Source organism: Mitsuokella multacida DSM 20544 (assembly GCF_000155955.1).
Classification (GTDB): domain Bacteria; phylum Bacillota; class Negativicutes; order Selenomonadales; family Selenomonadaceae; genus Mitsuokella; species Mitsuokella multacida.
This window is the reverse complement of the sequence record NZ_GG697141.2, coordinates 321,424-345,501: the sequence shown is the minus strand read 5'-3', so window position 1 is coordinate 345,501 and position 24,078 is coordinate 321,424. Positions and strand designations below refer to the sequence as shown.

Sequence of the window (24,078 nt, the reverse complement as noted above, 5' to 3'; positions counted from 1 at the left end):
GAACGCCATCAGTTCGTCAGGCTGCGGATTGGTGCAGGGATGCGACCGCCGCGCGCGATGAACGCCTCGGAGCTGTACTGGTTGCGCACGGGCACGATCGGGCAGTAGCCAAGCAGGCCGCCGAACTCGACCGTGTCGCCGACTTTCTTGCCCGGGACCGGGATGACGCGGACGGCCGTCGTCTTGTTGTTGATCATGCCGATGGCCGCTTCATCTGCGATGATGCCCGAGATTGTCGCAGCCGACGTGTCGCCCTCGATGGCGATCATGTCGAGGCCGACCGAGCAGACGCAGGTCATCGCCTCGAGCTTCTCGATGGAGAGACTGCCTTCAGCAACCGCGTGGATCATGCCCTCATCCTCGCTGACCGGGATGAAAGCGCCCGAGAGGCCGCCGACATGCGAAGAAGCCATGAGGCCGCCCTTCTTGACGGCATCGTTGAGCAGGGCGAGCGCCGCCGTCGTGCCCGGTGCACCACAGCTCTCGATGCCCATCTCCTCGATGATGCGCGCGACGCTGTCGCCGACAGCTGGCGTCGGGGCCAGCGAGAGGTCGATGATGCCGAACGGCACGCCGAGGCGCTTCGACGCCTCGCGCGCGACGAGCTGGCCGACACGCGTGATCTTGAAGGCCGTGCGCTTGATCGTCTCCGCGATTTCCGTGAAGTCCGCGCCCTTGAGGTCTTCGAGCGCATGCTTGACGACGCCTGGGCCCGATACGCCGACGCTGACGACCTTATCCGCCTCGCTGACGCCGTGGAACGCACCTGCCATGAAGGGGTTGTCGCCCGGCGCGTTGCAGAAGATGACGAGCTTCGCGCAGCCGAGCGCCTGCTGGTCGCGCGTGAGCTCTGCCGTGCGCTTGACGACTTCGCCCATCTCGCGCACGCAGTCCATGTTGATGCCCGTCTTCGTCGAGCCGAGGTTCACCGAAGAGCAGACGAGGTCCGTCGTCGCGAGTGCCTGCGGGATCGAGTTGATGAGCACGCGGTCGCCATGCGTGAAGCCCTTCTCGACGAGGGCCGAGAAGCCGCCGATGAAGTTGATGCCGACTTCCTTGGCCGCACGGTCCATCGCCTCAGCGACCGGCACGTACGAGTCCGTCTTGCAGGCATCGGCTGCGATGGCGATTGGCGTAACGGAGACGCGCTTGTGGATGATGGGGATGCCGTATTCTGTCTCGATGTCCTCACCCGTCTTGACGAGGAATTCCGCCGACTTCGTGATCTTGTCGTACACATTCTGGCAGAACTTGTCGATGTTCGGATGTGCGCAGTCGCGCAGCGAGATGCCCATCGTGATGGTACGGACATCGAGCTTATTTTCCGTAATCATGCGGTTTGTTTCTAAAATATCATCTATCGTTATCACAGAGCTCTTTTCCTCCTAAAAGTCATCAAAATCATCAAAGTCATCAAAAGTCAGTCCGGTATCCTTGCCGTCCGTTCAGACGTTATGCATGACATTGAAGATGTCTTCATGCTGTGCCTTGATGTCGACATTGATCTCCTTGCCCTTCTCCTTGAGCGTCTTCTGCAGGTCTACGAGGTTGATCTTGCTCGCGCTGATCTCCGCGATCATGACCATGTTGAAGAAGCCATCCATGATGTTCTGATTGATATTGAGGATGTTGACATTATTCTCGGCGAGGATCTGGCTGACCATCGCGATGATGCCGACACGGTCTTTACCAACAACAGTTACTACCAGTTTCATTTACACATTTCTCCTTCATTGACCAGATGTATAACACCGTTTGCATCAGGTGGAACAATGTCCCCACACAAACTATTTTCTCCATTATAGCAAGGCTTCTTGAAAAAACCAATAGCTACAGTGAAAATTCTCGCCGTTTCATTCCTTCTATATACAAAAAAGGCGAAGAACACCGCGTTCTCCGTCTCATTTCGTGCTATTCCTTTATACGAGCCTCATCTGGCAAGATCATGCATTCCAGCTGATGACTTTGCCCAGAGCCTCTACATTTGCATAGGACTTGAAGACGTGCTTCACAATCTTCTTCATGGAAAAACCCCCTGTCTTTTCACGATTTCATCTGTGATTTGATGATGTAATTACCATAGCACGATACCGATTCCACGTCAATACGAGCTAAAAAAGAAGTTTTCTTGAAAATTTTTTCTATTTTCGCGCATTAAAAAACAATGTACCGCAGCGTATGCTGCGGTACATTGTTTCAATTTTTCTGCAGAATAAAGCTTGTGCCGTCATCTGTGCTAATCGCATAGTCCGTCGAGGAGAGCAGGCCTTCGATGAACTTGCCGCGCAGGGCCTGATAGACAGCCGGACTGCCCTCGACTTCCGTCCAGTAGTGGCTGTGCACATCTGCCGTCTTGTCCCAGCGGAACGTCTCGGCCGTCTGGTCACGCATCATGTTGACGCCATCGCACGGCATGCCGTCGACGAGGTGCGTCGTCAGATACTGGAAGAGCTCGCCTGCCTCGGCATCGGCCGGTGCAGCCTGCTTCTTGCCTTCTTCATACGCCACTTCCTCGAGCACAGAGAGGCGCTCCGGATGGCCGAACAGGAGCCCCGTGACGAGCGCCGCGAGGCGATGCTCGACATCGGCGATGCTGTTCGAGAGCCAGCCGTGGATATTCGAGACGTCGATGATCGCATCGAGCGGCCGGTCCTCATGGCTGCAGTAGGCATCGAGTGCCTCGGCAGTGGCCCAGCCCTCCGCAGCCGCCCGCTCGGCAATGCGCGCAATGAGCTGCTCCTGCAGCTGGTTCTTACCGTACACCATGAAGTGGATTGGCGCTAAAAACATACTCATGAAAAGACCTCCTGTATCGCAGCGACGCCATGGCAGGCACGGCGCTTGTTAACTTCAGTAAAGATTTCGTTAAGGGTTTGTAATGGCAGTTCGTATCATGTCCTGCCTGTTATTCTATCGGCAATGCACGCTTCTCGCCGTGACATCTGTTACACTTCGCCTCTTTTTTCGCATTCCATCGCGTTCTTTCTTGACCTCCTTAGAAGATTTCTTTATAATAAATATGTATTTCTGTCATAGATTGTGATTGATTTAAAGAACACGGTTCCCAAAGAATCAAAGAAATGAGGTATCATCTATGGATGCAATGAATACGGTGGTCTCGGCCATCAACAACGTGCTATGGTCGTACGTGCTCATCGTCGTGCTCGTCGGCTGCGGCATCTACTTCACGCTCTCCACGCATCTCGTGCAGCTGCGCATGCTGCCCGAGATGCTGCGCCTGCTGACGGAAGGCATCGGCAAAAAGACAGAGGGCGATGCGATAAGCTCCTTCCAGGCCTTCTGCGTCAGCACGGCCTCGCGCGTCGGCGTCGGCAACATCGCGGGCGTCGCGATTGCCATCGTCACGGGCGGCCCCGGCGCCGTCTTCTGGATGTGGGCCATCGCCTTCCTCGGCTGCGCGACAGGCTTCATCGAGAGCACACTCGCCCAGATCTACAAGCTGCCGCGCGGCAACGGCAAGTTCCACGGCGGCCCGGCCTACTACATCAAGAACGCCCTGCACCAGCCCGGTGTGGCCAAGCTCTTCGCCTTCCTGATCTCTGTGACGTTCGGCCTCATCTATGTATCCGTGCAGGCCAACACGATTGCGCTTTCGGCTCAGACGGCCTTCGGCATCGAGCCGATCTACTCCGCTGCCTTCCTCTGCGTACTGACCGCCCTCGTCATCTTTGGCGGCATGTCGCGCATCGCGAAGTTCACCGAGTTCCTCGTGCCCATCATGGCTGGCATCTACCTCCTGACGGCCTTCGCCATCATCGTGATCCACATCGATCAGGTCCCCGCCATGTTCGCCCTGATCCTCCACGATGCCTTCTCGCCGCAGGCAGCCGTTGGCGGCGGCCTCGGCACGGCCGTCATCACGGGCATCAAGCGCGGCCTGTTCTCCAACGAGGCCGGCGAGGGCTCTGTGCCAAACGCCGCGGCGACAGCCGATGTCTCGCACCCGATCAAGCAAGGCCTCGTCCAGTCCTTCGGCGTCTACGTCGACACCTGGATTGTCTGCTCCGCCACGGCCTTCATCGTCCTCTTGACGGGACAGTACACGATTGGCGGCGAGCTCACGGGCATCGCCCTCGCACAGGCATCGCTTGCGAGCATCTTCGGGCCGATGGCTCCTGCAGCCATCTCCATCCTGATCCTGATGTTTGCCTTCAGCTCGATCGTCGGCAACTACTACTACGGCGAGATCAACATCGCCTTCTTCGAGGGCAACACCAAGAAGTACCTGCTCCTCTTCCGCGCCGGCGTCGTGCTCATGGTCTTCTTCGGCTGCATGGCCGAGCTCGCGCTCGTCTGGAACCTCGCCGACCTCTTCATGGGCTTCCTTTGCCTGACCAACCTCTACGCCGTCCTGCGCCTCTCTAAATACGCGCGCATCGCCCTGTTTGACTACGTCAAGCAGAAGCGAGAAGGCCACAAGGAGCCGACCTTCGATCCCGCCATCTTAGGCGACGAAGACGGCGTCCACGCCTGGGGTGTAGACAAGATCAAATGATCCCGCGCACAAAAAGAGCTGCCACAGCAATGTGACAGCTCTTTTTTCATACCTGGTCTTCGCCCTTGAAGAACACCGACTTGCCGATGAACTCGCGCAGGATGGAGTTGTTCGGCACATCCTCCTCGTCGGGCAGGTCGAGGAAGTACTGGCAGAAGTCGAGCAGGCGCCGTGCCTTCGTGTACTCCGGTACATCCGGCGTCACGGCCTCGAGCATCGGCACGGCATAGCGGCGCAAGGCCGATAGCTCGTAGATCATCGCTGAGTTGAACATGACATCGGCTTCTTCCTGATACGGGAAGATGTACTTCTCCTCCCCTTGGCGCACATCCGGCCACTGTTTGAGCGTCTTCAGCGCGCTCGCACCGCGGAACTGATAGTCGCGCACGAGGCGGCGGATCAGGCGCGCATCGGTCGTCGGGATGCGGTTGTGCGCATCAATGTTGAGCTGGGTCAGCGCGCTGACGTAGATCTTGAACTTGTACTCGCGCGGGATGGCTGCCGTGAGCTTCTCGTTGAGGCCGTGGATGCCCTCGACGATGATGGGCTGGCTCTTCTCAAGTGTCAGCGGCGTTTGACCCTCCCACTCGCGCTCGCCCGTCTTGAAGTTGTAACGCGGCAGCACGACGCTCTCGCCCTTGAGCAGGGCGAACATATCCTTGTTGAAGAGGTCGACATCAAGCGCCTCCAAGCATTCGTAGTCGTACGCCCCCGCCGGCGTCTTCGGCGTGTCCTCGCGGTTGACGAAGTAATTATCGAGTGAGATGGAGAACGGGCGCAGGCCCATGACCTGCAGCTGGACACGCAGGCGCTGCGCAAAGGAAGTCTTGCCCGACGAAGAAGGGCCCGCGATGAGGATCAGGCGCAGCTTCTGGCGGTGCTTGGCGATGTAGTCGGCAATCTCAGCGATGTGCTTCTCCTGCAGGGCCTCCGAGACGCGGATGACCTCGCTGATGCGGCCCGAGCGGATGGCGCGGTTGAGATCCGTGACATAACGGCAGCGCAGGATGTTGGCCCAGTTCTTCGCCTCGGTCAGCACCTCCGAGAGCTTCGGCTGCGGCACGGAAGGCGGCACTTCCCCCTTGCTCTTGAGGTCCGGCGTGCGCAGCAGGACACCCGACTCGAAGATGTCGAGCGCGAATTTGCCAAGGTGACCGGTCGAGCCGATCATCGCGCCGTAGAGGTAGTCGTAGTAGTCGCCGCAGCGGTAGATGCTGACCTTCGGCAGCTTAAGCGAGGCGATGAGGTTGGCCTTCTCGACCTGCTTCGTCTCCTTGAAGAGCTTGACGGCCGCTTCTCGTTCGAGCACCTCCTTGACGATGGGCCGGTCTTCCTCGACGATGCGGCGCATCTCCGCCTCGATGGCTTGGGCCATCGCCTCCGTCAGCTTCTTGCCCGGCACGCTGATCTCACAGTAGAGGCCGTTGTTAGCGCGGAACATGGCCGCGACCTCGGCCTCCGGATAGAGCTCGTGCACGGCCATGACGAGCAGGAATTCCACCGAACGGCGATAGATGATCCAGCCTTCTTCACTCTCGAGCTCAACGAACTCGATGGAGCGCGACTTGCCGACCGGCGTCTGCAGGTCGTGCAAGGTGTTGTCGAGCTTGACGGCGACGATGCGGCTCGCGTACTCCTGCTGATAATCCGCCGCGAGGTCGCGAGGCAGGACCTGCGGCAGGACATTCCTTTCCTTTCGTATCGTGACGAACATAGGATTACCCCCTTCTCTTGACGTCAGATGCAAAAAACCGGAACATGTGTTACTACTATTGTAGCACATGTTCCGGTCCAAATGTCAGTTCATTTGGCAGGATTGCAGTCCCTGCGCGCCTTTACCTGAAGATCCAGAGTACGAACTGGTAGGCAACTGCGCCCATCACGGCCGTGCACGGGATCGTCAGGACCCAAGCCGTGACCATCTGCTGGGCAACGCCCCAGCGGACGGCATTGACGCGCTTGGCCGTGCCGACACCCATGATGGAACCCGAGACGACATGCGTCGTCGAGACCGGCAGGTGCAGGAGCGTCGCCGAGAAGATGACGATGGACGAGTTGAGATCAGCTGCGAAGCCAGAGATCGGCTCAAGCTTGAAGATCTTGCCGCCGATTGTCTTGATGATGCGCCAGCCGCCGACGGCCGTGCCGCAGGCCATCGCCGTCGCCGCGAGGACCTTGACGTACGTCGGGACCTCGAAGACATCGATGTAGCCGCCCGAGAGCAGCGCCAACGTGATGATACCCATCGACTTCTGCGCATCGTTCGAGCCGTGCGAGAAGGCCATCATCGCAGCCGAGAGGATCTGCATCTTCTTGAACTTGCCGTTGATGGCCGACGGACTGAACCGCCCGAAGATGCGGAAGAGCAGCGTCATGACGAGGCAGCCCGTCACGATGGCGATGATTGGCGAGGCGATCAGCGAGAGCACGATCTTGCCGATGCCGTAGAAATTCAGACCGTCCGAGCCGACGGAGACGAGCACGGCACCGATGACGCCGCCGACGAGTGCATGTGAGGAACTCGACGGCACGGCGAACCACCAGGTGATGAGGTTCCAGATGACGGCGCCCATCAAGGCCGCGATGATGACGTGCTCATCGACGTGCTGGGCCGACTTGACGATGTCCGCACCGATGGTCTTCGCGACGCCTGTACTGTACATCGCGCCGAGGAAGTTGAGGAATGCCGCCATGATGATGGCGTGGCTCGGATGCAGGGCGCGCGTGGAGACCGATGTCGCAATGGCATTCGCCGTATCGTGGAAGCCATTGATGAAGTCAAACAGCAGTGCGAGCCCGATGACTGTAAAGATCAAAAGCTGGAGTTCAGGCATACTTCATTACCACTCCCCGGAGCATATCCGCGATCTTCTCGCAGTGGTCGAGCGTATTCTCGAGATTCTCGAGGATGTCCTTCCACTTGATGAGCTCGATCGGATCTTTTTCTTTGTCGAAGAGGTAGGCGACCTCATGGCGGTAGACGCGGTCGCCCTCACTCTCGAGGCGGCCGATCTTGTGCGTCGCCTCAAGGATCTGCGCCTGATTCTTGCGGATGTTCTTCAAGAGGGAGAACGCGCGGATGATTTCCTCTGTGCTCTCGATGAGCAGCTTCGTCAGTGTGACTGCGCCGCTCATCGCCTTGCCCGTGCGGTACATCACGATGCGCTGCAGCGTCCCCTGCAGATTGTCCACGCCATCGTCGAGGCCATTGGCCAGTGCGTAGATATCCTCGCGGTCAATCGGCGTGATGAAAGTCAGATTCAGCTTATCGATGATCTTATCGTTTACGGCATCGGCTGCGTGCTCGAGGTCAACAACTTCTTTCACCTTGTCAGCGGCCTTGCTGTAATCCAGCATGACTTCGTCCATCATGAGCGCACCCTGGTAGAAATACTGGGCGCTTTCCACGAACAAGTCAAAGAACTCGCTGTCCTTCTGCTTGAACTTAAACATCTTCTTCTGCGTCCTCCTAGATCATGAACGAAAACGAACCTATTGCATTGTAGTGCAGTGTTAACAAACCTTAACAATTAAACTATAACATCAATCACGGTACACATCAATAAAAACTTTTGACGCACGACGAAAAAGGGCCCGGCATCCGTCATGGGAAACGGATGCCGGGCCTTGCTGTTTTCAGGCATTGAGCGGCGGTATATCAGCCTTCTACAGCCTGCAGCGCCTTGAGGACCTTCGGGGCAATGCCCTTCATCTTCTCGGCCGAGACCGAGCAGGCAGCGATGCGAACGCCGAGCTTCAGCGGCACGGCGAAGATCAGGTCGTCGTGCAGCTTGTCGCAGACAGCCTGCGGGTCCTTGGCCGGCACGGCGAGGAAGAAGCCGCCCTTGTACGGCAGGGCGCCGAGGCCGCATGCCTTTGCCTCTTCCATGAAGAGGTTGCCGCGCTGCTGGATCATCTTGTAGTAGTCATCGCGCTCTTTCTCGAACTGTGCGAGCGTGCTCTTGTCCTGCTGGATGCGCGTAAGCAACGTCATCGCACCGCGGTTGATGTTCGACCACGTCGCGCGGCTCGTGTACTTATTGACTTCCTTGAACTCCGTGATGACTTCCTGGCTCGAGGAGACGGCGACGAGTGCGCCCGTGCGCTGGCCATAGGCCGTGTAGCCCTTCGACATCGAGAAGGCGAACATGACGAGGATGTTACTCGGCAGATTGCCGAACTTCTTCATGAAGCGGCGCGTCTCATTCTTCTCGCCAGCGAAGTCGATGTAGGCGATATCGACGAGGATGCTCATCTTCTTGCCCTTGGCAGCGTACTTCTTCGCGAGGTCGAGGACATTGTCCCAGTCCTCCTCCGTCAGGCTGAAGCCCGTCGGATTGTGTGCCGGCGTGTTGATGATGGTCAGCAGGCTGTCCTGCTTTGCCATGATTGCATCAACCTTTTCGGTGAAGTCCTGGATATTGAAGTTGTTGTTCTCATCGAAGAGCTTGTAGTTCGTCAGATGCGAACCGCATTCGTTGCAGATAACGTTGTAGGTTCCCCAGAACCAGTCGGCCGTCAGGACATCGTCGCCGTGCTCTGCGTAGTTGGCCACGGCGTGGTGGATGGCGCCCGTGCCGCCTGCCGTCGCGATGGCACCGAAGTAACCCTCCGGCTTCTGGTCAGCAAACGTCAGGTCGATGACCGCATCGAGGTAGTCCGGCAGGCCCGGGATTGGTGCATAGCGTGCGTAATCTTCAATGGACAGGGAGCGGAAGACGCGCTCCATCGTCGGGATGCTTGCGAATTTGCCGTTCTCGTCCATCATGACGCCCATCGTCGCATTCGTGACTTTATCGGCACCGTATTTCTCAGCTGCCTCACGGCAGGCTGCACTCGCACCAAAAATCGCATCCTTCAGTCTCTTGCTTGCAGCATGAGATGCTGCCATACTCGTCGTCATAGAATAACTCCCTTCCATACAAACCAATATCCTTTTGATGGGTATATCATAAACGTTTTTCTTTCGCATGTCTAGAGGAAATACTGAACGTATACAATATTTTTCAACATTTCCCTACAATAGAGTCGCACCAACAAGAAAAGCCACCCCGAAGAAAGGGGCGGCTCCTTCTTGCTTATGCCTTAGCCGGGAAGAATTCGTCGTGGATGGCATTGACTGCTTCCTTGAGCTGCGAGCCCTTGACGAGGCAGGAAATGCTGATCTCCGACGTGCTGATGATGTCGATGTTGATCTGGGCCTTCGACAGAGCGCCGAACATGCGCGCCGCGATGCCCGGGTTGCCGAGCATGCCAGCGCCGACAATCGAGACCTTTGCGACATCCTCTTCGATGAGGACGGCAATCGCATTGAGCTTGTCTGCGACCTTGTCGACGACCTTCTTGGCCTGCGCGAGGTCATCCGTCGCGACCGTGAAGACCATATCCGTGACATTCTTCTCGATGTTGCGGATGCTCTGCACGATCATGTCGACATCGATGTTGGCCTCAGCGAGTGCCGAGAAAATCTCATGGGCAATGCCCGGCGTGTTCGGGATGCCCAGGACAGCAATCTTAGCTACCTTCTCATCGTGTGCGACACCGCGGATCACAAAATCCTTATCTTCCATCGTATAATCCTCCCTAATGATCGTGCCCGGTTTGTTCGTGAACGTCGAACGAACGTGAATCGGAATATTGAAGTACTTGCCCATCTCGACGGAGCGCGGCTGCATGACGCCAGCGCCAAGGCGCGCCATCTCGAGCATCTCGTAATACGTGATCTCCTTCATCTTGCGCGCGTTCTTGACGATGCGCGGGTCAGCGGAGTAGACGCCGTCGACATCCGTGTAGATCTCGCAGCTGTCCGCCTTGAGTGCGCCAGCCAGTGCGACGGCCGACGTATCTGAGCCGCCGCGTCCGAGCGTCACGAGGTCGCCAATCTCGTCAGCGCCCTGGAAACCAGCGACGACGACGATATTGCCCTTATCGAGCTCTTCATGGACGCGCTTCGGCTGGATGTCCTTGATGCGGCCCTTCGTGTGCACGGAGTCCGTGCGCATGCCCGCCATCGGCCCCGTCAGGGAAATGGCCGGCTGGCCGAGCGACTTGAAGGCCATCGCGAGCAGTGCGATGGAGACCTGCTCGCCCGTCGTCAGCAGCATGTCCATCTCGCGCGCGTACTGGTACGGGTCCTTCGTGATGCCATTGGCCAGAGTAATGAGGTCATCCGTCGTGTCGCCCATCGCGGATACGACCATGACGATCTGATCGCCCGGCTGCTTCTCACTGAGGACTCTCTTCGCTACGTTCATGATTTTTTCTGTGGTAGCGACCGAGCTGCCACCGAATTTCTTTACAATAAGCGCCATGTTTCTCCCCCTAAACAGATACCGGCGCATCCGCCACAAACGGACAACGCGGGTGTTTTGTTTGTTAAAGTGTTTAATCGAGACATATTATACAAGAATTTTAGCGGCCTGTCTACCATCTTTCGCTATTTTTATGTAAAAATGTTTTCGAGGAAAACACAAGCGAAACGCATCGCGTTACAATATCCCTCAAAAGCAGGAAGTATCTTCGCCTGAATGATAAGATTTTCCGTGTTTTCAAAGCAAAACAAGAAAAGTGGACAGCTGTCCCATCCTATGATAAATTGGATGAGGGCAAGAACAGCTATCAGATTGAAAGGAGTGTCTTATCTTGCAAAAACGTCCTATCGGTGTCGAAGAGAAGCTGCCGCTTCTCGAGACCATCCCGCTCTCGCTGCAGCATCTCTTCGCGATGTTCGGCTCTACAGTGCTCGTGCCGATCCTCTTCAAGATCAACCCCGCCACGGTCCTCTTGTTCAACGGCATCGGCACGATCCTCTACCTCATACTCTGCAAGGGCAAAATCCCGGCATACCTCGGTTCGAGCTTCGCCTTCCTCTCGCCGGTCTTCCTCGTGCTCGCACAGTACAGCTATGAGGCGGCGCTTGGCGGCTTCATCTGCGTCGGCATCGTCTTCTGCCTCGTCGGCCTGCTCGTGCGTGCCGCGGGCACGGGCTGGATTGACGTGATTTTCCCGCCGGCCTCGATGGGCGCCATCGTCGCCGTCATCGGCCTCGAGCTCATGCCGACAGCCGCGGGCATGGCCGGCCTCACGGGCGACAAGACGGACAGCACGGCGATATTCGTCTCACTCGCAACGCTCGCCATCACGATCTTCGCCTCCGTCGCCTTCAAGGGCTTCCTCTCCATCATCCCGATCCTCATCGGCGTCGTCAGCGGCTACATCATCGCCGCGCTCTGCGGCATCGTCGACTGGTCGCTCGTCGAAAGCGCACCGTGGTTTGCCCTGCCGACCTTCTACACGCCGAAGTTCGACCTCGGCGCCATCCTCATCATCCTGCCGGCCTCCCTCGTCGTCATCGTCGAGCACATCGGCCACCTGATCGTCACGGGCAACATCGTCGGCCACGACCTCACGAAGGACCCCGGTCTCGACCGCTCCATCTTCGGCAACGGCCTCTCGACCATCATCTCAGGCTTCTTCGGCTCGACGCCGAACACGACGTACGGCGAGAACATCGGCGTGCTGGCCATCACGAAAGTCTTCTCGACCTGGGTCATCGGCGGCGCGGCCGTCTTTGCCATCCTGCTCTCGTGCCTCGGCAAGCTCGCCGCACTGATCCAGAGCATCCCGACGCCTGTCATGGGCGGCGTCTCCATGCTGCTCTTCGGCGTCATCGCCGCTTCCGGCATCCGCATCCTCGTCGAGGCGAAAGTCGACTACAACAACCCGATGAACCTGCTCTTGACGTCCATCGTCATGGGCATCGGCGTCTCGACGGCCAGCCTGACAATCGGCACGGTCAGCTTCAAGGGCATGTCGCTCGCGACAGTCGTCGCCATCATCCTCTCCCTCGCCTTCCGCCTCATCGCCATGGTGCGCGGCGACAAGACGCCGCTCGTCGGCCAGAAGGCAGAAGACAACACGCATCAATGACGCAGATCCGCGTCGAACTCCCAGAAGCCTTGACGAGTATGCCCGTCAAGGCTTTTCTGACGCAGCACGAAGGCATCTCCTCCACCCAGTGGAAGCGCATCAAGCACTCCGGCACCTTCCGTGTGGGTGGCATCCTCTGCAATGCCGCCCGCACCGAAGTCAGGACGGGCGACATCATTACCTTCGACATCGTGCGGCCTTCAGATATCGAGCCGGAGGACCTGCCGCTCGACATCCGCTATGAGGACGACTACCTGCTGATCGTCAACAAACCCGCAGGCCAGCTCGTCCACCCGACGACGAAAGAAGCGCACGGCACACTCGGCAATGCTGTATTATATTGGTATAAAGCGCATGGTGAGCACCACGCCTACCACCCCGTGCACCGGCTCGACCGCAACACCTCAGGCCTCGTCCTGATTGCCAAGGTCCCGCAAGTCCAGTACAAGCTGACGCCGCGCCATGGCGAGGGCAAGCTCTTCCACCGCGAGTACCTCGCCTTGATTGAAGGCGAGCTCACGCCGCCAGAAGGCCTCATCGACGCACCGATTGCCCGCGCCCTGCCGAGCATCATCCTGCGCAAGGTCTCGCCCGACGGTCAAACGGCCCGCACACATTACGACACCGTGCAGACAGATGGCAAACTATCGCTCATACACCTCGTGCTCGACACGGGCCGCACGCACCAGATCCGCGTCCACCTCGCGCATCTCGGACACCCGCTGCTCGGCGACGACCTCTACGGCGGCAACCTCGCGCGCATCAAGCGGCAGGCCCTGCACGCCGCAAGGCTCCACTTCCGCCATCCCATGACGGGCGCAGAGATCGACGTGCAGGTGCCGCTGCCGTCCGATATGGCGCAGATTGTCTCGGATTTCCAGCGATGAAGCAGATGATTGCTATTATTTACTCGCAAAATAAGATATTTTCGCAAAAAATGACTTTTGGCTATACACCCAGAGCTGGTTCTATGCTATAATGAAGTCAGTTCGTATAGTGAACATGATTTCATTAGGGGGTAATGAAAAATGCCATTAGTTGGAACGAAAGAAATGTTCAAGAAAGCTTACGAAGGCGGCTTCGCTATCGGTGCTTTCAACATCAACAACATGGAGATCGTACAGGGTATCACGGAAGCAGCTGCAGAGCTGAATTCCCCGGTTATCCTCCAGGCTTCCGCTGGCGCACGCAAGTACGCTAAGGGCCCGTATCTCCGTCACCTCGTCGAGGCAGCCCTCGAGGTCAACGATATTCCTATCGCTCTGCACCTCGATCACGGTCCGGATTTCGAGACCTGCAAAGCCTGCATCGATGACGGTTTCACGTCCGTCATGTTCGATGGCTCGAAGTACGAGTTCAAAGAGAACATCAAACGCACGCAGGAAGTCGTCGCTTATGCTCATGAGCATGGCGTTGTCGTCGAGGCTGAGCTCGGTAAGCTCGCTGGCATCGAGGACGATGTAAAGGTTGCTGCTCACGAGGCAGCTTACACGCAGCCGGAAGAGGTTGAGGAATTCGTTCGTGAGACGGGCGTTGACTCCCTCGCTATCGCAATCGGCACGAGCCATGGCGCATTCAAGTTCAAACCGGAGCAGTGCACGCGCAATGCTGACGGCGTTCTCGTACCGCCTGAGCTCCGTTTCGACATCCTCGCAGAGATCGAGAAGAAGATCCCTGAGTTCCCGATCGTTCTCCATGGCGCTTCCTCGGTTATCCCGAAGTACGTCAAGATCATCAACGAGAACGGCGGCAAGCTCGACGATGCTGTCGGCATTCCTGAGGACCAGCTCCGCAAGGCCGCTAAGTCCGCAGTCTGCAAGATCAACATCGACTCCGATCTGCGCCTCGCTATGACGGCTGGTATCCGCCAGCACTTCTTCGCTCATCCGGAGCACTTTGATCCGCGTCAGTATTGCGCTGATGGCCGTACGTACATCAAAGAGCTCGTTGAGCACAAGATCAAGGAAGTTCTCGGTTCCCAGAACAGCGCTGCTGGCGTTATGGAACTCGTCAACGCCAACAAGTAATCTTCGAACTTACCAAACGGCAAATAAAAAAGACTGTGTTTCGCACAGTCTTTTTTTTATTGCAAAATTACCTTTATTGCAAAATTACCTTTACGGAAATAGGTAGACATCCTGACTTAGAAGGCGCGCAGGCATCCATCCCGGCTTCAGCGCGCCGCTGAATGGGGCCCATGTCTTTTTTCTGTCAGCAAAGGCAGTTCGCCGCCTACTGCGGCGTTCTTACATCCTCGCTGCAAGATAGCGCCCCTTGGGCCCCAGCCCTGCGGACGGTCGCTCTGCGCTTGCAGGCGGGATGGGTGCCTGTGCTTGACGTTTGTTCGAATTCCATCAACTATCAAAGATGAGCCAACAACATGGCCCCTACACTTGGGTAGACTTTTGTAGCGGCTTCTTTCATAAAGGGTTCGGCGGTCTCGACGGTGTAGCCGTGGAAGTATTTGACGGCGGGCAGGTCGTTCTGGTCGTCGCCGATGAAGAGGGTCTCCTCGGGCTGCCAGCCAGTCACTTTCAGCAGGCGGCGCAGGCCGTCGCGCTTGTTGGCTTCTTTGAGGTTGAAGTCGATGTAATTGCGGTTGATGTTGCCGATGAGGTCCGGATAGGTTTTCGTGACTTCGGCGGTCACGGCTTCGGCCTCCTCTACGGACTCGCAGCGCATGCTGATCTGGACGACTTTCTCCATCGCCTCGGCTTCAGCGAAGCTCAGCGTCTCCATCGGGATGACCAGGCCGAATTCGATGGTCGAGCCCGTGTCGAGCAAGTACATGTCGGTCTCGGTCAGGAGGCGCATGGGGTTCTTAGTCTGACGCACGAGAGACATGCGCAGGAGTCCCTTGACCGTCTCTTGGGGCAGGCAGAGGCTTGCGAGGAACTCGCGCTTGTTATTGACGACGACGGCGCCGTTATTGCAGACGAGATAGTCGGGATGGAGCGCGGGGTACTTCTTGAGCTCGAACTCGATGAGGCTCAGTCCCCTACCCGTGCAGATGCCGAACTTATGGCCGGCTGCCTGCCATTTGGCGACGGCTTCGATGTTCGATGCGGGGACGGGCTGACGATGCGGCGCAAACGTCCCATCAAAATCGGTTGCAGCTAATTTCATGTTGACACATCCTCATTTCTATGCGCATTTTTTTCGTAATTCGTAACAGATATCATTATAGCACGATTTCCTGGCATGTCACATCAGGGCCCCTAAAGTCGAAGAGCAATGCCATCTCGCGCGCTTCGACGACGCCCTCGCGCACCCGCCGCATATCGTAGGCAAAGAACTCAATGTGGTAGCAGCCGCGCACGGCGCGCCAGTTCGTGAAGGTGAAGCCGGGCAGGTAGGCGCGCGGCCTCTCGCTGCGCCAGAACGGAGCGGTCTCCTGCTGATGCTTCTCCATGTCCCAGTCGAGATAGACGGGCCGGATGCGGCCGCCATCGGCCATCAGCGCGTCGAAGCGCAGCAGATTGTCAAGCAGCGCCGCCGCAATCTGGTAGGCATCCTCTGCGAAGTCGCGCAGCAGGCCGTAGAGGTCTTTGGTCGCATGGCCGACCTTATGATACCCATGCGCCTCCCACCAGTCGGTAAAGCGCTTCCAGAAGGCGAAGGCATCGCCCGCTTCCTGCGAGGCAATCAGGTAGGCGGCCGTATGGCGGCAGCGGCCCGCGTTGTAGTAATATTCGAAGACGGCTTCGAAACTGTGGAACCAGCGAATCTCGCTGTACGTCAGGGCATCTGACACGAGGACCTCGTACGGTGCCATGGGCATGTAGCAGTAGCCGTACGGCTGCACGAGATTCATCATCGAGGCGCCCTTGAGGAATTTGAGGAAGCCGAGCTGCAGCATGTCGGCCTGCAGCGCATAGACGTCGTTGAACGACTGCGCAAACGACGCCATGCCCTCGCCGGGCAGGCCGATGATGAGGTCGACGTGCAGGTGCATATTGTGGAATGAGAGGATGCGCCGGATATGCGAGGCAATCTGCTCCCAGTGGTTGATGCGCGAGACGGCCTGCAGTGTCTTCTCATTCGTCGACTGGATGCCGATCTCAAGCTGCACGCGGCCGCGTGGCAGGCGCGCGAGTGTCGCGAGCACCTCTTCATCGAGGTAGTCAATGGCGACTTCGAAGTGGAAATTCGTGCGCACGCTGTCCGGCAGGTCGACGAGGTACTGCAGGATGGGCAGGAAATGCGATTTCTTAGCATTGAAGGTCCGGTCGACGAACTTGACCTGGCGCACGTCATGGCGCACGAAGAAGTCGAGCTCGCGGAAGACGCGCGCGAGCGGCAGGAAGCGCACGCCGGCCGTCGCACACGAGAGGCAGTAGGCGCACGAGAACGGACAGCCGCGCGATGTCTCATAGTAGAGGATACGCTCCTTGATAGGCTCCATCTCCTCTTCGCGGTAGGCAAATGGCACTTCTGAGAAATCCGCGACCGTCACGGCCGTGCTCTCGTCGATGCTGCCGTCCTCGCGCCGCATGGCAATGCCCGGCAGGCTGCCCGCGCGGCTGACCTCAGCTGCCCGCGCCTTGGCAAAGCCGACCGCACGCAGCCGCTCGATGAGCCTTAGCACGGCCTCCTCGCCCTCGCCACGCACGACAAAGTCAACCATCGGGAATTCTTCGAGGAAGGCGGCCGTGTCGTACGAGACCTCCGGGCCGCCACAGACGATGATGGTATCGGGCAATGCGGCTGGCAAGAGGCGCAGGATGTCCTTGACCATCTCGATGTTCCAGATGTAGCACGAAATGCCGAGCACTCGCGGCTGCCGCTCGTAGATCTCGCCGAGCGCCGCGAGCAGCTGGTGGTTGATCGTGAGCTCCAGGATAGACGAGCCCGGCACGCATTCACGCAGATAGCGCACGGCCAATGATGTATGCGAGTACTTCGCGTTGACGGCGAGCCAGAGGATATCCCCCTGCTCCATCCCATTTCCTTCTCTTTTCTCTGCTTTCCCTGCTGCTTGCACGACAGTCACTCCTCCGCTTCTTTTCCTCCATTGTAGCATGCCTTGCAGCCTGCGGCAAAGAAATCCGCAGGAGTCCTGCCCCTGCGATTTATGCTATAATGAAAGCAGCAATCTCAGAATCGCAACGATAGAAAGGATGAATAAGATGAAAGACAAGATGATTCCCGCACGCAAGGACTGCCCCGCTGCAGAGAAATGGCAGCTTTCCGATATCTACGCCACCCGAGAAGACTGGCAGAAGGCCCGCGATGGCATCCCCGCTGAACTCGCTGCCATCCAGTCATTCAAGGGGCGGCTCCACGCCCCGCAGGCACTGCTCGACTGCCTGACCAAGCAGGACGAGATGGAGATTGCGCTCTCTGCGGTCTTCGCCTGGGCCCGCATGATGGCGGACACCGACACGGCCAATCAGGAGCATCAGGCAGATGCCGCGAGCGTCATGCCGCTACTTGACAAGGTCGGCGCGGCGACGGCCTTCATCGAGCCGGAGCTGCTCGCACTGCCGGAAGATACACTGAAGAGCCTTCCAGACGCCCTGCCGGGCCTCGCGAAATACCGCTTCCGCCTGCAGGAGCTCCTGCGCATGAAGGCGCACATCCTGACGCCGGAACAGGAGGCCTTCCTCGCGCGCACCGGCGAGCTGCGCAGCGCCCCGCGTGACACCTACACCGTCATGGTCAACGCCGACCTCAAGTTCCCGGACACGCTTGGCGAAGACGGCAAGCTCACGTCACTCTCCGAGAGCCGCTACATGAACTTCCTGCGCAGTGCGGACCAGAACGTCCGCAAGGATGCCTTCACGAAACTGTTTTCGACGTATCGTTCGTTCCGCAACACCTTTGCCTCGCTCTACAGCGCTTCCGTCAAGAGCAGCCAATTCACCGCCTCCATGCGCCACTATGCGACCATGCGCGAGGCGGCCCTCGACGCCAACAACATCCCGCTCGCCGTCTACGACAGCGCGATTGAGGCGACGCACGCGGCCCTGCCTGCGCTGCACCGCTACATGGAGGTCAAGAAGCGCCTGCTGAAACTCGACGCCGTCCACATGTACGACCTCTACGTGCCCGTCGTCAAGAAGCCCGAGACTTCCTACAGCTACGAGCAGGCCAAAGGCATCCTCAAAGAAGCCCTCGCACCGCTCGGCAGCACCTACGAGCACGACCTCTTCCAGGGACTCGAATCCGGCTGGGTCGACCGCTGCGAGAACCAGGGCAAGCGCAGCGGCGCTTACTCCTGGGGTGTCTACGGCGTCCATCCCTTCGTGCTCATGAGCTGGAACGATACCTATGAGTCCGTCTCGACCCTCGCCCACGAGATGGGCCACTCCATGCACAGCTGGTACAGCAGCCAAAAGCAGGACTTCGTCAACTCCGAGTACACCATCTTCTGCGCCGAAGTCGCCTCCACGACAAATGAGAACCTGCTGCTCGAGTACATGCTCCAGCACGCAAAAGGCGAGGAGCGGCTCTACTACCTCAACCTCTACCTCGAGCAGATCCGCACCACCGTCTTCCGCCAGATGCTCTTCGCCGAATTCGAGCTCATGACCCATGCCGCCGTCGAGAAGGGCGAGGTCCTGACCGCCGACAAGCTCGAATCCATCTGGATGCAGCTCAACCGCACCTATTACGGCGAGAACGTCATCCTCGACCCCGAGCTCGCCGCCGAGTGGAGCCGCATCCCCCACTTCTACCGCCCCTTCTACGTCTACCAGTACGCAACCGGCTACGCCGCCGCCATGACCCTCTCCCACAACCTGCGCACAAAAGGAACCCCAGCCCAGGACGCCTACCTCTCCTACCTCGCCAGCGGCGGCAGCGACTACTCCATCCCCCTGCTCCAGCACGCCGGCGTCGACATGACCACCCCCGCCCCCTTCCAGATCACCTTCCAGAAATTCACCGACTGCCTCGATGAACTTGACCAACTGACAAAATGATCATATCGTAAGCCAAAAGCTGGTATCTATAAGCGCAGCTTCAGCCTGCTGCGCGGAGCGTTAGATACCAGCTTTTTGCGTCTCGCCTTGTTTCACTGATTTTAATGTCTTACATTGCAAAACATAAGCCAAAAGCCATTATCCATAAGCGAAGCTTCAGCCCGCTGCGCGGAGCGTTGGATAATGGCTTTTGGCGCCTTATCTTGCACGTTATTCATCGTAAGCAAAAAGCAGGTGTCTATAAGCGCAGATTCGGCCTACCGCGCGGAGCGTTGGACACCTGCTTTTTGATGCCGTTGCTTGCTTCTTGCCAACGTCAGTCAAAAATAGGGTACCTATAAGCGAAGCTTCAGCCTGCTGCGCGGAGCGTTAGGTACCCTATTTTTGACGCCTCATTTTGCCAATGCAACACAAATAAATAGAGCAGATAAGATTTCTCTTATCTGCTCTATTTATGATATATCAGCTTTGATATTATGCGCAAATCAAAGGGCACGCTGAACCTTGCCAGAACGCAGGCAGCGCGTGCAGACGTTGACACGTTTGACCTCACCGTCAACAACAGCGCGGACACGCTGGATGTTCGGCTTCCAGGAACGTTTCGTCTTCAGGTGGGAGTGGCTGACGTTGTTGCCGGACAGCTCGCCTTTTGCACAAAACTCGCAAACATTTGCCATGTGTTACACCTCCTTCATACTCAGGGACACAGTGGCCCCCAAACACAATATAAGTATTCTACCACAAATGATGAGACCATGCAAGTATTTTTGCTTGACAATGCCCCTTTGGCATGAGTCACACGTCAAAGGGGCATATCTCATTCTGTCATTGTCTCAATAGTTCAGCCCTTGGCCGCCTGGATGATGGCCTCGGCCGATTTTTCCGGCACGGGCTCGTAGCGGGCGAAGGCGAGCGTGTAGCTGCCGCGGCCCTGCGTCAGGGAACGCAGCTCTGTCGCGAAGCGGTAGAGCTCTGACTCCGGGACCTCCGCGTGGATCTCGCTCATGTCCTTGCCCTTGCCCTCGATGCCGAGGATGCGCGCGCGCTTGGCATTCAGACGGCCCATGACGTCGCCCATGTAGTACTCCGGCGCGACGATGCGGATGTCGTCGATCGGCTCGAGCAGGATGGGGCTCGCCTCCATGACGCCCTTGCGGATGGCGAGCGCCGTCGCCGTCTTGAAGGCGGCTTCTGAAGAGTCGACTGTGTGGTACGAGCCGTCGTAGAGGTTGACCTTGACGTCGACGACGGGGTAGCCCGCCAGCACGCCGCCAGAGAGCGTCTCAGCCGTGCCCTTCTCGACGGCCGGGATGTACTGGCGCGGCACGCTGCCGCCGAAGATGGTCTCGGTGAACGCATTGCCAGCGCCTGCCTCCTGCGGGCTGATCTCGAGCCAGACGTCGCCGTACTGGCCGTGGCCGCCGCTTTGCTTCTTGTGCTTGCCCTGCACCTTGACGCTCTTGCGGATGGTCTCGCGGTACGCCACGCGCGGCTCGTGCAGCTCGAGCTCCACGCCGAACTTGCGCTGGAGCTTGTCGCGCAGGACTTCGAGGTGGACTTCGCCGATGCCGCGCAGGATGGTCTCATGCGTCTCCTGATTCTTCTCCACGAGGATGGTCGGGTCCTCATCCTGCTGCTTGGCCAGCGCGCCAAAGACCTTGTCCTCCTCGCCCTTCTTCTTTGCCGAGGCCGCCATCGCGAGCATCGGCGCCGGATAGGCGATCTCCTCGTAGACAATGGGGTCTGCAGCATCGCAGAGCGTATCACCCGTCTTGACGGACTGCAGTTTCGTCGTCGCGACGATGTCGCCTGCCTCCGCCGTGCCGAGGTGCTCCTGCCGCTTGCCCTGCAGCGAGAAGATTGTGCCGACGCGCTCCGTGTTCTCCTTGTTCGGATGCATGTAGGTCGCATCGCCCTTCATCGTGCCGGAGAAGATGCGCATGTAGCTCATGCGGCCGACAAACGGGTCGACGATTGTCTTAAAGACCTGTGCGGAGAAGGCATCCTCCGTATGGCGCTCCTTGAGGTCGCCGTCCTTGGGGTCCATGCCGATGGCGACGTGGAAATACGGCGTCGGCATGTACTCGACCATGCCGTTCATGAGCTTCTTGACGCCGATGTTCTGCTTGGCCGAACCGCAGAAGACCGGGAAAATCTTGCCCGCCTGGATGCCCTCGATGAGGGCTGCAGCCACCTCGACCTCCGTGATCTCCGTGCCCTCGATGTACTTCTCGAGCAGCTCGTTGTTGAACTCAGCGACGGATTCGATGAGCTTCTGGCGCGCCTCTTCGACATCGCCCTTGATGTACTCCGGGATGTCCGCGATGAGGTCCTCCTCATCATGCGTGACGATCTTCATGTGCAGGGCCAGAAGGTCGACAACGCCCTGGAAGGCCGCCTCCTGACCAATCGGCAGCTGCACGGGCACGACGCCATCACCGAAGCGCACGCGCAGCTCCTCGACGACCTGACGGAAGTCGGCGTGCTCGCGGTCCATCTTATTGATGAAGAAGGCGCGCGGCAGCTCGGCTTCCTCTGCATAACGCCATGCCTTCTCCGTCTCGACTTCGATGCCCGAAGGCGCCGAGATCACGATGAGGGCGCTGTCGGCCGCCGTCAGGGCATCCTTGACCTCGCCGACGAAGTCCGGATAGCCCGGCGTGTCGATGAAATTGATCTTATAGTCACGCCATTCGCAAGCGGCGAGCTTCAGGTTGATCGTCATGCCGCGGCTCTCTTCCTCCGGCTCACAGTCGAGGACACTCGTATGCTCTTCCACGCTGCCGAGGCGCTTGACCGCGCCCGCATTGAAGAGGCAGGCATCGAGCAGGCTCGTCTTGCCCGTCTTGCCATGGCCGATGACGGCAACATTGCGCAGGTTGGAACTCTTATAAGATTTCATCGCAATCCCTCCTAGTGCTTCGTATTTTCATCTATGTGTTCTTATATTCGCTAGAAGTCAGAATTTTCCTGCCTGACAAAAAAAAGAAATCATGCCCTGCGAGCTGCAGGGCATGATTTCTTCCAGATGATGGACTGCCTGATATAGATCTGCCGGCTCAGCCGCTCAGTCGTCCTCGTAGATGTCCTCCTCGAGGCGCATGAGCAGGTAGCAGTAATCCGAGAGGCGGTTGAGGTAGACGAGGTCACTCGCGGCCACATCCTCTGTCTCTGCGAGGCGGCAGGCGCAGCGCTCCGCGCGGCGTGCCGTCGTGCGCGCGAGGTCCAGCATCGCGCCGCTCTGCGAGCCGCCCGGGATGATGAAGGCGTGCTCTTCCGGCAGGTCCGACTCCACATCGTCGCACCAGTCCTCGAGCTCGTGCACGTCTTCCATCGTGATGCGCGGCTCCTTGCCGCAGCTTGCGAAGTCCGCCATGAGGGCGGGCATCTTGCGCTGCAGCTGCAGGATGCGTTCGGCCACATCGTCCTTGTCGGAGAAGGCACGGGCCAGTCCGAGCGCCGAGTCCACCTCATCGAGCGTGCCGTACGTGTCGACACGCAGGCCGCTCTTCTTGACGCGCTCGCCCGTCAGCAGGCTCGTCTCACCATGATCTCCCGTCTTTGTCGTGATCGACATGAGAACTCCCCCTCTCAATCCTCTTAATCGTCGGCTTCGACATGATACGTGCCGTCGTAGATCTCCGTCTGATTGAAGAAGATCGCGATCTCGCGTGCGGCGCTCTCCGGGCTGTCGGAAGCGTGCACGGCGTTGCGGCGGCCCGAGGTGGCGAACTGCTTGCGGATCGTGCCCTCCTCGGCATCCTTCGGGTTCGTCTTGCCGTTGATCTTGCGCACGCGGGCAATCGCATCTTCACCCTCGAGGACCATTGCGATGAGCGGGCCGGAGGTCATGAAGCCGACGAGGTCATGGTAATACGGGCGGCCGATGTGCTCGGCATAGTGGATGGATGCCAGCCGCTCGTCCATCTTCAACAGCTTCATGGCCAGGATGCGGAAGCCTTCACTCTCATACCGCTTGATGATATCGCCTGCATGGTGTCTTGCAAATGCATCTGGTTTGATTAGTACAAGTGTCTTTTCCATTTTTTGATGATCCCCTTATTCCTGATAATACCTTAATACAGCAGAAGGCTCAGAGCCGCTCTGCTGCTTCCTTGTAGTGCTCTGCCACCTTGCGGTAGCGCAGCGAAGATTCCTGGAGTGCCTCGATCTCGTCATCGCGCAGACCGCGGACGATCTGCGCCGGATTCCCGTAGACCAGGGAGTTCGACGGGATCTTGCGGTCCCGCTCGATCATCGTGCCGGCACCGATGACGACATTCTCGCCGATGACCGTGTTGCCCATGATGATGGAGCCCATACCGATGAGCGTGTGGTCGCCGATGCTCTTGCTGTGGATGACGGCGTTGTGACCGATGATGACGCCCTCGCCGATCGTCGTCGGATGATCGTGCATCACATGGATGGTCGCATTCTCCTGGATGTTCGTGTTCTTGCCGATCTTGATGGGCTGGAAGTCGCCGCGGACGACGGCGCCGAACCACACGCTCACACCCTCTTCAATCGTGACATCGCCGGCAACGACGGCCGTCGGTGCCAAAAAGACGCTCTTGTCAATCTTCGGTGCAGTGGATTTATAGGGCATGATGATTGCCATATCGATTCCCCCTCGCGCAGAATTTGCTTTGTGCTCAGTGTTGTTGCTTATCTATTTATGATTTATTCGCGAAAAAAAGAAATCTTCCT

At 58.3% G+C, this 24,078-nt stretch carries 20 protein-coding genes; 5 read left to right on the top strand and 15 right to left on the bottom strand.

From position 1 onward, the window contains the following. Positions 1–8 precede the first annotated feature (8 nt). The 3 genes from MITSMUL_RS01650 to MITSMUL_RS01640 form a co-directional block, all read right to left on the bottom strand. Positions 9–1,370 (bottom strand): PFL family protein, encoded by a 1,362-nt coding sequence (locus MITSMUL_RS01650; protein WP_040635296.1) that lies wholly within the window; start codon positions 1,368–1,370, stop codon positions 9–11. Between the two features lie 75 nt (positions 1,371–1,445). Then, positions 1,446–1,715 carry an ACT domain-containing protein gene (locus tag MITSMUL_RS01645; protein WP_005839366.1) on the bottom strand — a complete coding sequence of 90 codons (270 nt, stop codon included), beginning with the start codon at positions 1,713–1,715 and terminating at the stop codon, positions 1,446–1,448. A 481-nt stretch (positions 1,716–2,196) separates the two neighbouring features. After that, on the bottom strand, positions 2,197–2,796 hold the full coding sequence (locus MITSMUL_RS01640) for a hypothetical protein (RefSeq protein WP_005839362.1): 600 nt from the start codon (positions 2,794–2,796) through the stop codon (positions 2,197–2,199). 298 nt (positions 2,797–3,094) lie between these two features. Here MITSMUL_RS01640 and MITSMUL_RS01635 point away from each other — a divergent pair, with 298 nt between their 5' ends. Beyond that, on the top strand, positions 3,095–4,516 hold the full coding sequence (locus MITSMUL_RS01635; protein ID WP_005839360.1) for an alanine/glycine:cation symporter family protein: 1,422 nt from the start codon (positions 3,095–3,097) through the stop codon (positions 4,514–4,516). 46 nt (positions 4,517–4,562) lie between these two features. Here MITSMUL_RS01635 and MITSMUL_RS01630 read toward each other — a convergent pair whose 3' ends face one another. The 5 genes from MITSMUL_RS01630 to MITSMUL_RS01610 form a co-directional block, all read right to left on the bottom strand. Beyond that, positions 4,563–6,230, bottom strand: a complete 1,668-nt coding sequence (locus tag MITSMUL_RS01630) for a nucleoside kinase (protein ID WP_005839357.1) — start codon at positions 6,228–6,230, stop codon at positions 4,563–4,565. A gap of 121 nt (positions 6,231–6,351) precedes the next feature. Beyond that, positions 6,352–7,350, bottom strand: coding sequence for an inorganic phosphate transporter (locus MITSMUL_RS01625; RefSeq protein WP_005839355.1), 999 nt, complete (start codon positions 7,348–7,350; stop codon positions 6,352–6,354). Then, entirely contained in the window at positions 7,343–7,969 is a 627-nt protein-coding gene (locus tag MITSMUL_RS01620; RefSeq protein WP_005839353.1) for a DUF47 domain-containing protein, read from the bottom strand. Before MITSMUL_RS01620 ends, MITSMUL_RS01625 begins: the two co-directional genes overlap by 8 nt. A gap of 205 nt (positions 7,970–8,174) precedes the next feature. After that, positions 8,175–9,419 (bottom strand): aminotransferase class I/II-fold pyridoxal phosphate-dependent enzyme, encoded by a 1,245-nt coding sequence (locus MITSMUL_RS01615; protein WP_040635293.1) that lies wholly within the window; start codon positions 9,417–9,419, stop codon positions 8,175–8,177. Between the two features lie 175 nt (positions 9,420–9,594). Beyond that, positions 9,595–10,827, bottom strand: coding sequence for an aspartate kinase (locus tag MITSMUL_RS01610; protein WP_040635291.1), 1,233 nt, complete (start codon positions 10,825–10,827; stop codon positions 9,595–9,597). A gap of 331 nt (positions 10,828–11,158) precedes the next feature. On the opposite strand from MITSMUL_RS01610, the gene uraA reads away from it, so the two are divergent. From uraA to fba, 3 genes are all read left to right on the top strand, one after another. Further along, positions 11,159–12,445: a uracil permease gene (uraA, locus tag MITSMUL_RS01605; RefSeq protein WP_005839347.1), complete on the top strand. Its 1,287-nt coding sequence runs from the start codon at positions 11,159–11,161 to the stop codon at positions 12,443–12,445. Then, complete coding sequence (locus tag MITSMUL_RS01600) at positions 12,442–13,332, top strand: RluA family pseudouridine synthase (RefSeq protein WP_005839345.1); 891 nt, start codon at positions 12,442–12,444, stop codon at positions 13,330–13,332. Before uraA ends, MITSMUL_RS01600 begins: the two co-directional genes overlap by 4 nt. A gap of 141 nt (positions 13,333–13,473) precedes the next feature. Then, positions 13,474–14,472 (top strand): class II fructose-1,6-bisphosphate aldolase, encoded by a 999-nt coding sequence (fba, locus tag MITSMUL_RS01595; protein WP_040635288.1) that lies wholly within the window; start codon positions 13,474–13,476, stop codon positions 14,470–14,472. Positions 14,473–14,806: 334 nt separating this feature from the next. On the opposite strand, the gene MITSMUL_RS01590 is transcribed toward fba, so the two are convergent. Together MITSMUL_RS01590 and MITSMUL_RS01585 are read right to left on the bottom strand one after the other, a co-directional pair. Beyond that, complete coding sequence (locus tag MITSMUL_RS01590; protein WP_005839338.1) at positions 14,807–15,571, bottom strand: HAD-IIB family hydrolase; 765 nt, start codon at positions 15,569–15,571, stop codon at positions 14,807–14,809. Positions 15,572–15,626: 55 nt separating this feature from the next. Beyond that, on the bottom strand, positions 15,627–17,387 hold the full coding sequence (locus tag MITSMUL_RS01585) for a B12-binding domain-containing radical SAM protein (protein ID WP_040635286.1): 1,761 nt from the start codon (positions 17,385–17,387) through the stop codon (positions 15,627–15,629). A 187-nt stretch (positions 17,388–17,574) separates the two neighbouring features. On the opposite strand from MITSMUL_RS01585, the gene pepF reads away from it, so the two are divergent. Next, entirely contained in the window at positions 17,575–19,371 is a 1,797-nt protein-coding gene (gene pepF / locus MITSMUL_RS01580) for an oligoendopeptidase F (RefSeq protein ID WP_211205204.1), read from the top strand. A gap of 485 nt (positions 19,372–19,856) precedes the next feature. On the opposite strand, the gene rpmB is transcribed toward pepF, so the two are convergent. The 5 genes from rpmB to MITSMUL_RS01555 form a co-directional block, all read right to left on the bottom strand. Further along, positions 19,857–20,048: a 50S ribosomal protein L28 gene (gene rpmB, locus MITSMUL_RS01575; protein WP_036375242.1), complete on the bottom strand. Its 192-nt coding sequence runs from the start codon at positions 20,046–20,048 to the stop codon at positions 19,857–19,859. A 164-nt stretch (positions 20,049–20,212) separates the two neighbouring features. Then, a complete protein-coding gene (gene fusA, locus MITSMUL_RS01570; RefSeq protein WP_005839330.1) occupies positions 20,213–22,273 on the bottom strand; it encodes an elongation factor G in 2,061 nt (686 codons plus the stop codon). A 165-nt stretch (positions 22,274–22,438) separates the two neighbouring features. Beyond that, a complete protein-coding gene (locus MITSMUL_RS01565) occupies positions 22,439–22,948 on the bottom strand; it encodes a cob(I)yrinic acid a,c-diamide adenosyltransferase (protein WP_005839328.1) in 510 nt (169 codons plus the stop codon). A 23-nt stretch (positions 22,949–22,971) separates the two neighbouring features. Further along, positions 22,972–23,415 carry a nucleoside-diphosphate kinase gene (gene ndk, locus MITSMUL_RS01560; protein WP_005839326.1) on the bottom strand — a complete coding sequence of 148 codons (444 nt, stop codon included), beginning with the start codon at positions 23,413–23,415 and terminating at the stop codon, positions 22,972–22,974. Positions 23,416–23,464: 49 nt separating this feature from the next. Then, complete coding sequence (locus tag MITSMUL_RS01555; protein ID WP_005839324.1) at positions 23,465–23,989, bottom strand: gamma carbonic anhydrase family protein; 525 nt, start codon at positions 23,987–23,989, stop codon at positions 23,465–23,467. Between the last annotated feature and the right edge of the window lie 89 nt (positions 23,990–24,078).

Excerpts from the sequence above, each read along its gene's own strand:
- MITSMUL_RS01645 (WP_005839366.1), bottom strand. The coding sequence starts at position 1,715 with ATGAAACTGGTAGTAACTGTTGTTGGTAAAGACCGTGTCGGCATCATC.
- MITSMUL_RS01640 (WP_005839362.1), bottom strand. The coding sequence starts at position 2,796 with ATGAGTATGTTTTTAGCGCCAATCCACTTCATGGTGTACGGTAAGAAC.
- MITSMUL_RS01635 (WP_005839360.1), top strand. The coding sequence starts at position 3,095 with ATGGATGCAATGAATACGGTGGTCTCGGCCATCAACAACGTGCTATGG.
- MITSMUL_RS01630 (WP_005839357.1), bottom strand. The coding sequence starts at position 6,230 with ATGTTCGTCACGATACGAAAGGAAAGGAATGTCCTGCCGCAGGTCCTG.
- MITSMUL_RS01625 (WP_005839355.1), bottom strand. The coding sequence starts at position 7,350 with ATGCCTGAACTCCAGCTTTTGATCTTTACAGTCATCGGGCTCGCACTG.
- MITSMUL_RS01620 (WP_005839353.1), bottom strand. The coding sequence starts at position 7,969 with ATGTTTAAGTTCAAGCAGAAGGACAGCGAGTTCTTTGACTTGTTCGTG.
- MITSMUL_RS01615 (WP_040635293.1), bottom strand. The coding sequence starts at position 9,419 with ATGACGACGAGTATGGCAGCATCTCATGCTGCAAGCAAGAGACTGAAG.
- MITSMUL_RS01610 (WP_040635291.1), bottom strand. The coding sequence starts at position 10,827 with ATGGCGCTTATTGTAAAGAAATTCGGTGGCAGCTCGGTCGCTACCACA.
- MITSMUL_RS01600 (WP_005839345.1), top strand. The coding sequence starts at position 12,442 with ATGACGCAGATCCGCGTCGAACTCCCAGAAGCCTTGACGAGTATGCCC.
- fba (WP_040635288.1), top strand. The coding sequence starts at position 13,474 with ATGCCATTAGTTGGAACGAAAGAAATGTTCAAGAAAGCTTACGAAGGC.
- MITSMUL_RS01590 (WP_005839338.1), bottom strand. The coding sequence starts at position 15,571 with ATGAAATTAGCTGCAACCGATTTTGATGGGACGTTTGCGCCGCATCGT.
- MITSMUL_RS01585 (WP_040635286.1), bottom strand. The coding sequence starts at position 17,387 with ATGGAGCAGGGGGATATCCTCTGGCTCGCCGTCAACGCGAAGTACTCG.
- pepF (WP_211205204.1), top strand. The coding sequence starts at position 17,575 with ATGAAAGACAAGATGATTCCCGCACGCAAGGACTGCCCCGCTGCAGAG.
- rpmB (WP_036375242.1), bottom strand. The coding sequence starts at position 20,048 with ATGGCAAATGTTTGCGAGTTTTGTGCAAAAGGCGAGCTGTCCGGCAAC.
- fusA (WP_005839330.1), bottom strand. The coding sequence starts at position 22,273 with ATGAAATCTTATAAGAGTTCCAACCTGCGCAATGTTGCCGTCATCGGC.
- MITSMUL_RS01565 (WP_005839328.1), bottom strand. The coding sequence starts at position 22,948 with ATGTCGATCACGACAAAGACGGGAGATCATGGTGAGACGAGCCTGCTG.
- ndk (WP_005839326.1), bottom strand. The coding sequence starts at position 23,415 with ATGGAAAAGACACTTGTACTAATCAAACCAGATGCATTTGCAAGACAC.
- MITSMUL_RS01555 (WP_005839324.1), bottom strand. The coding sequence starts at position 23,989 with ATGGCAATCATCATGCCCTATAAATCCACTGCACCGAAGATTGACAAG.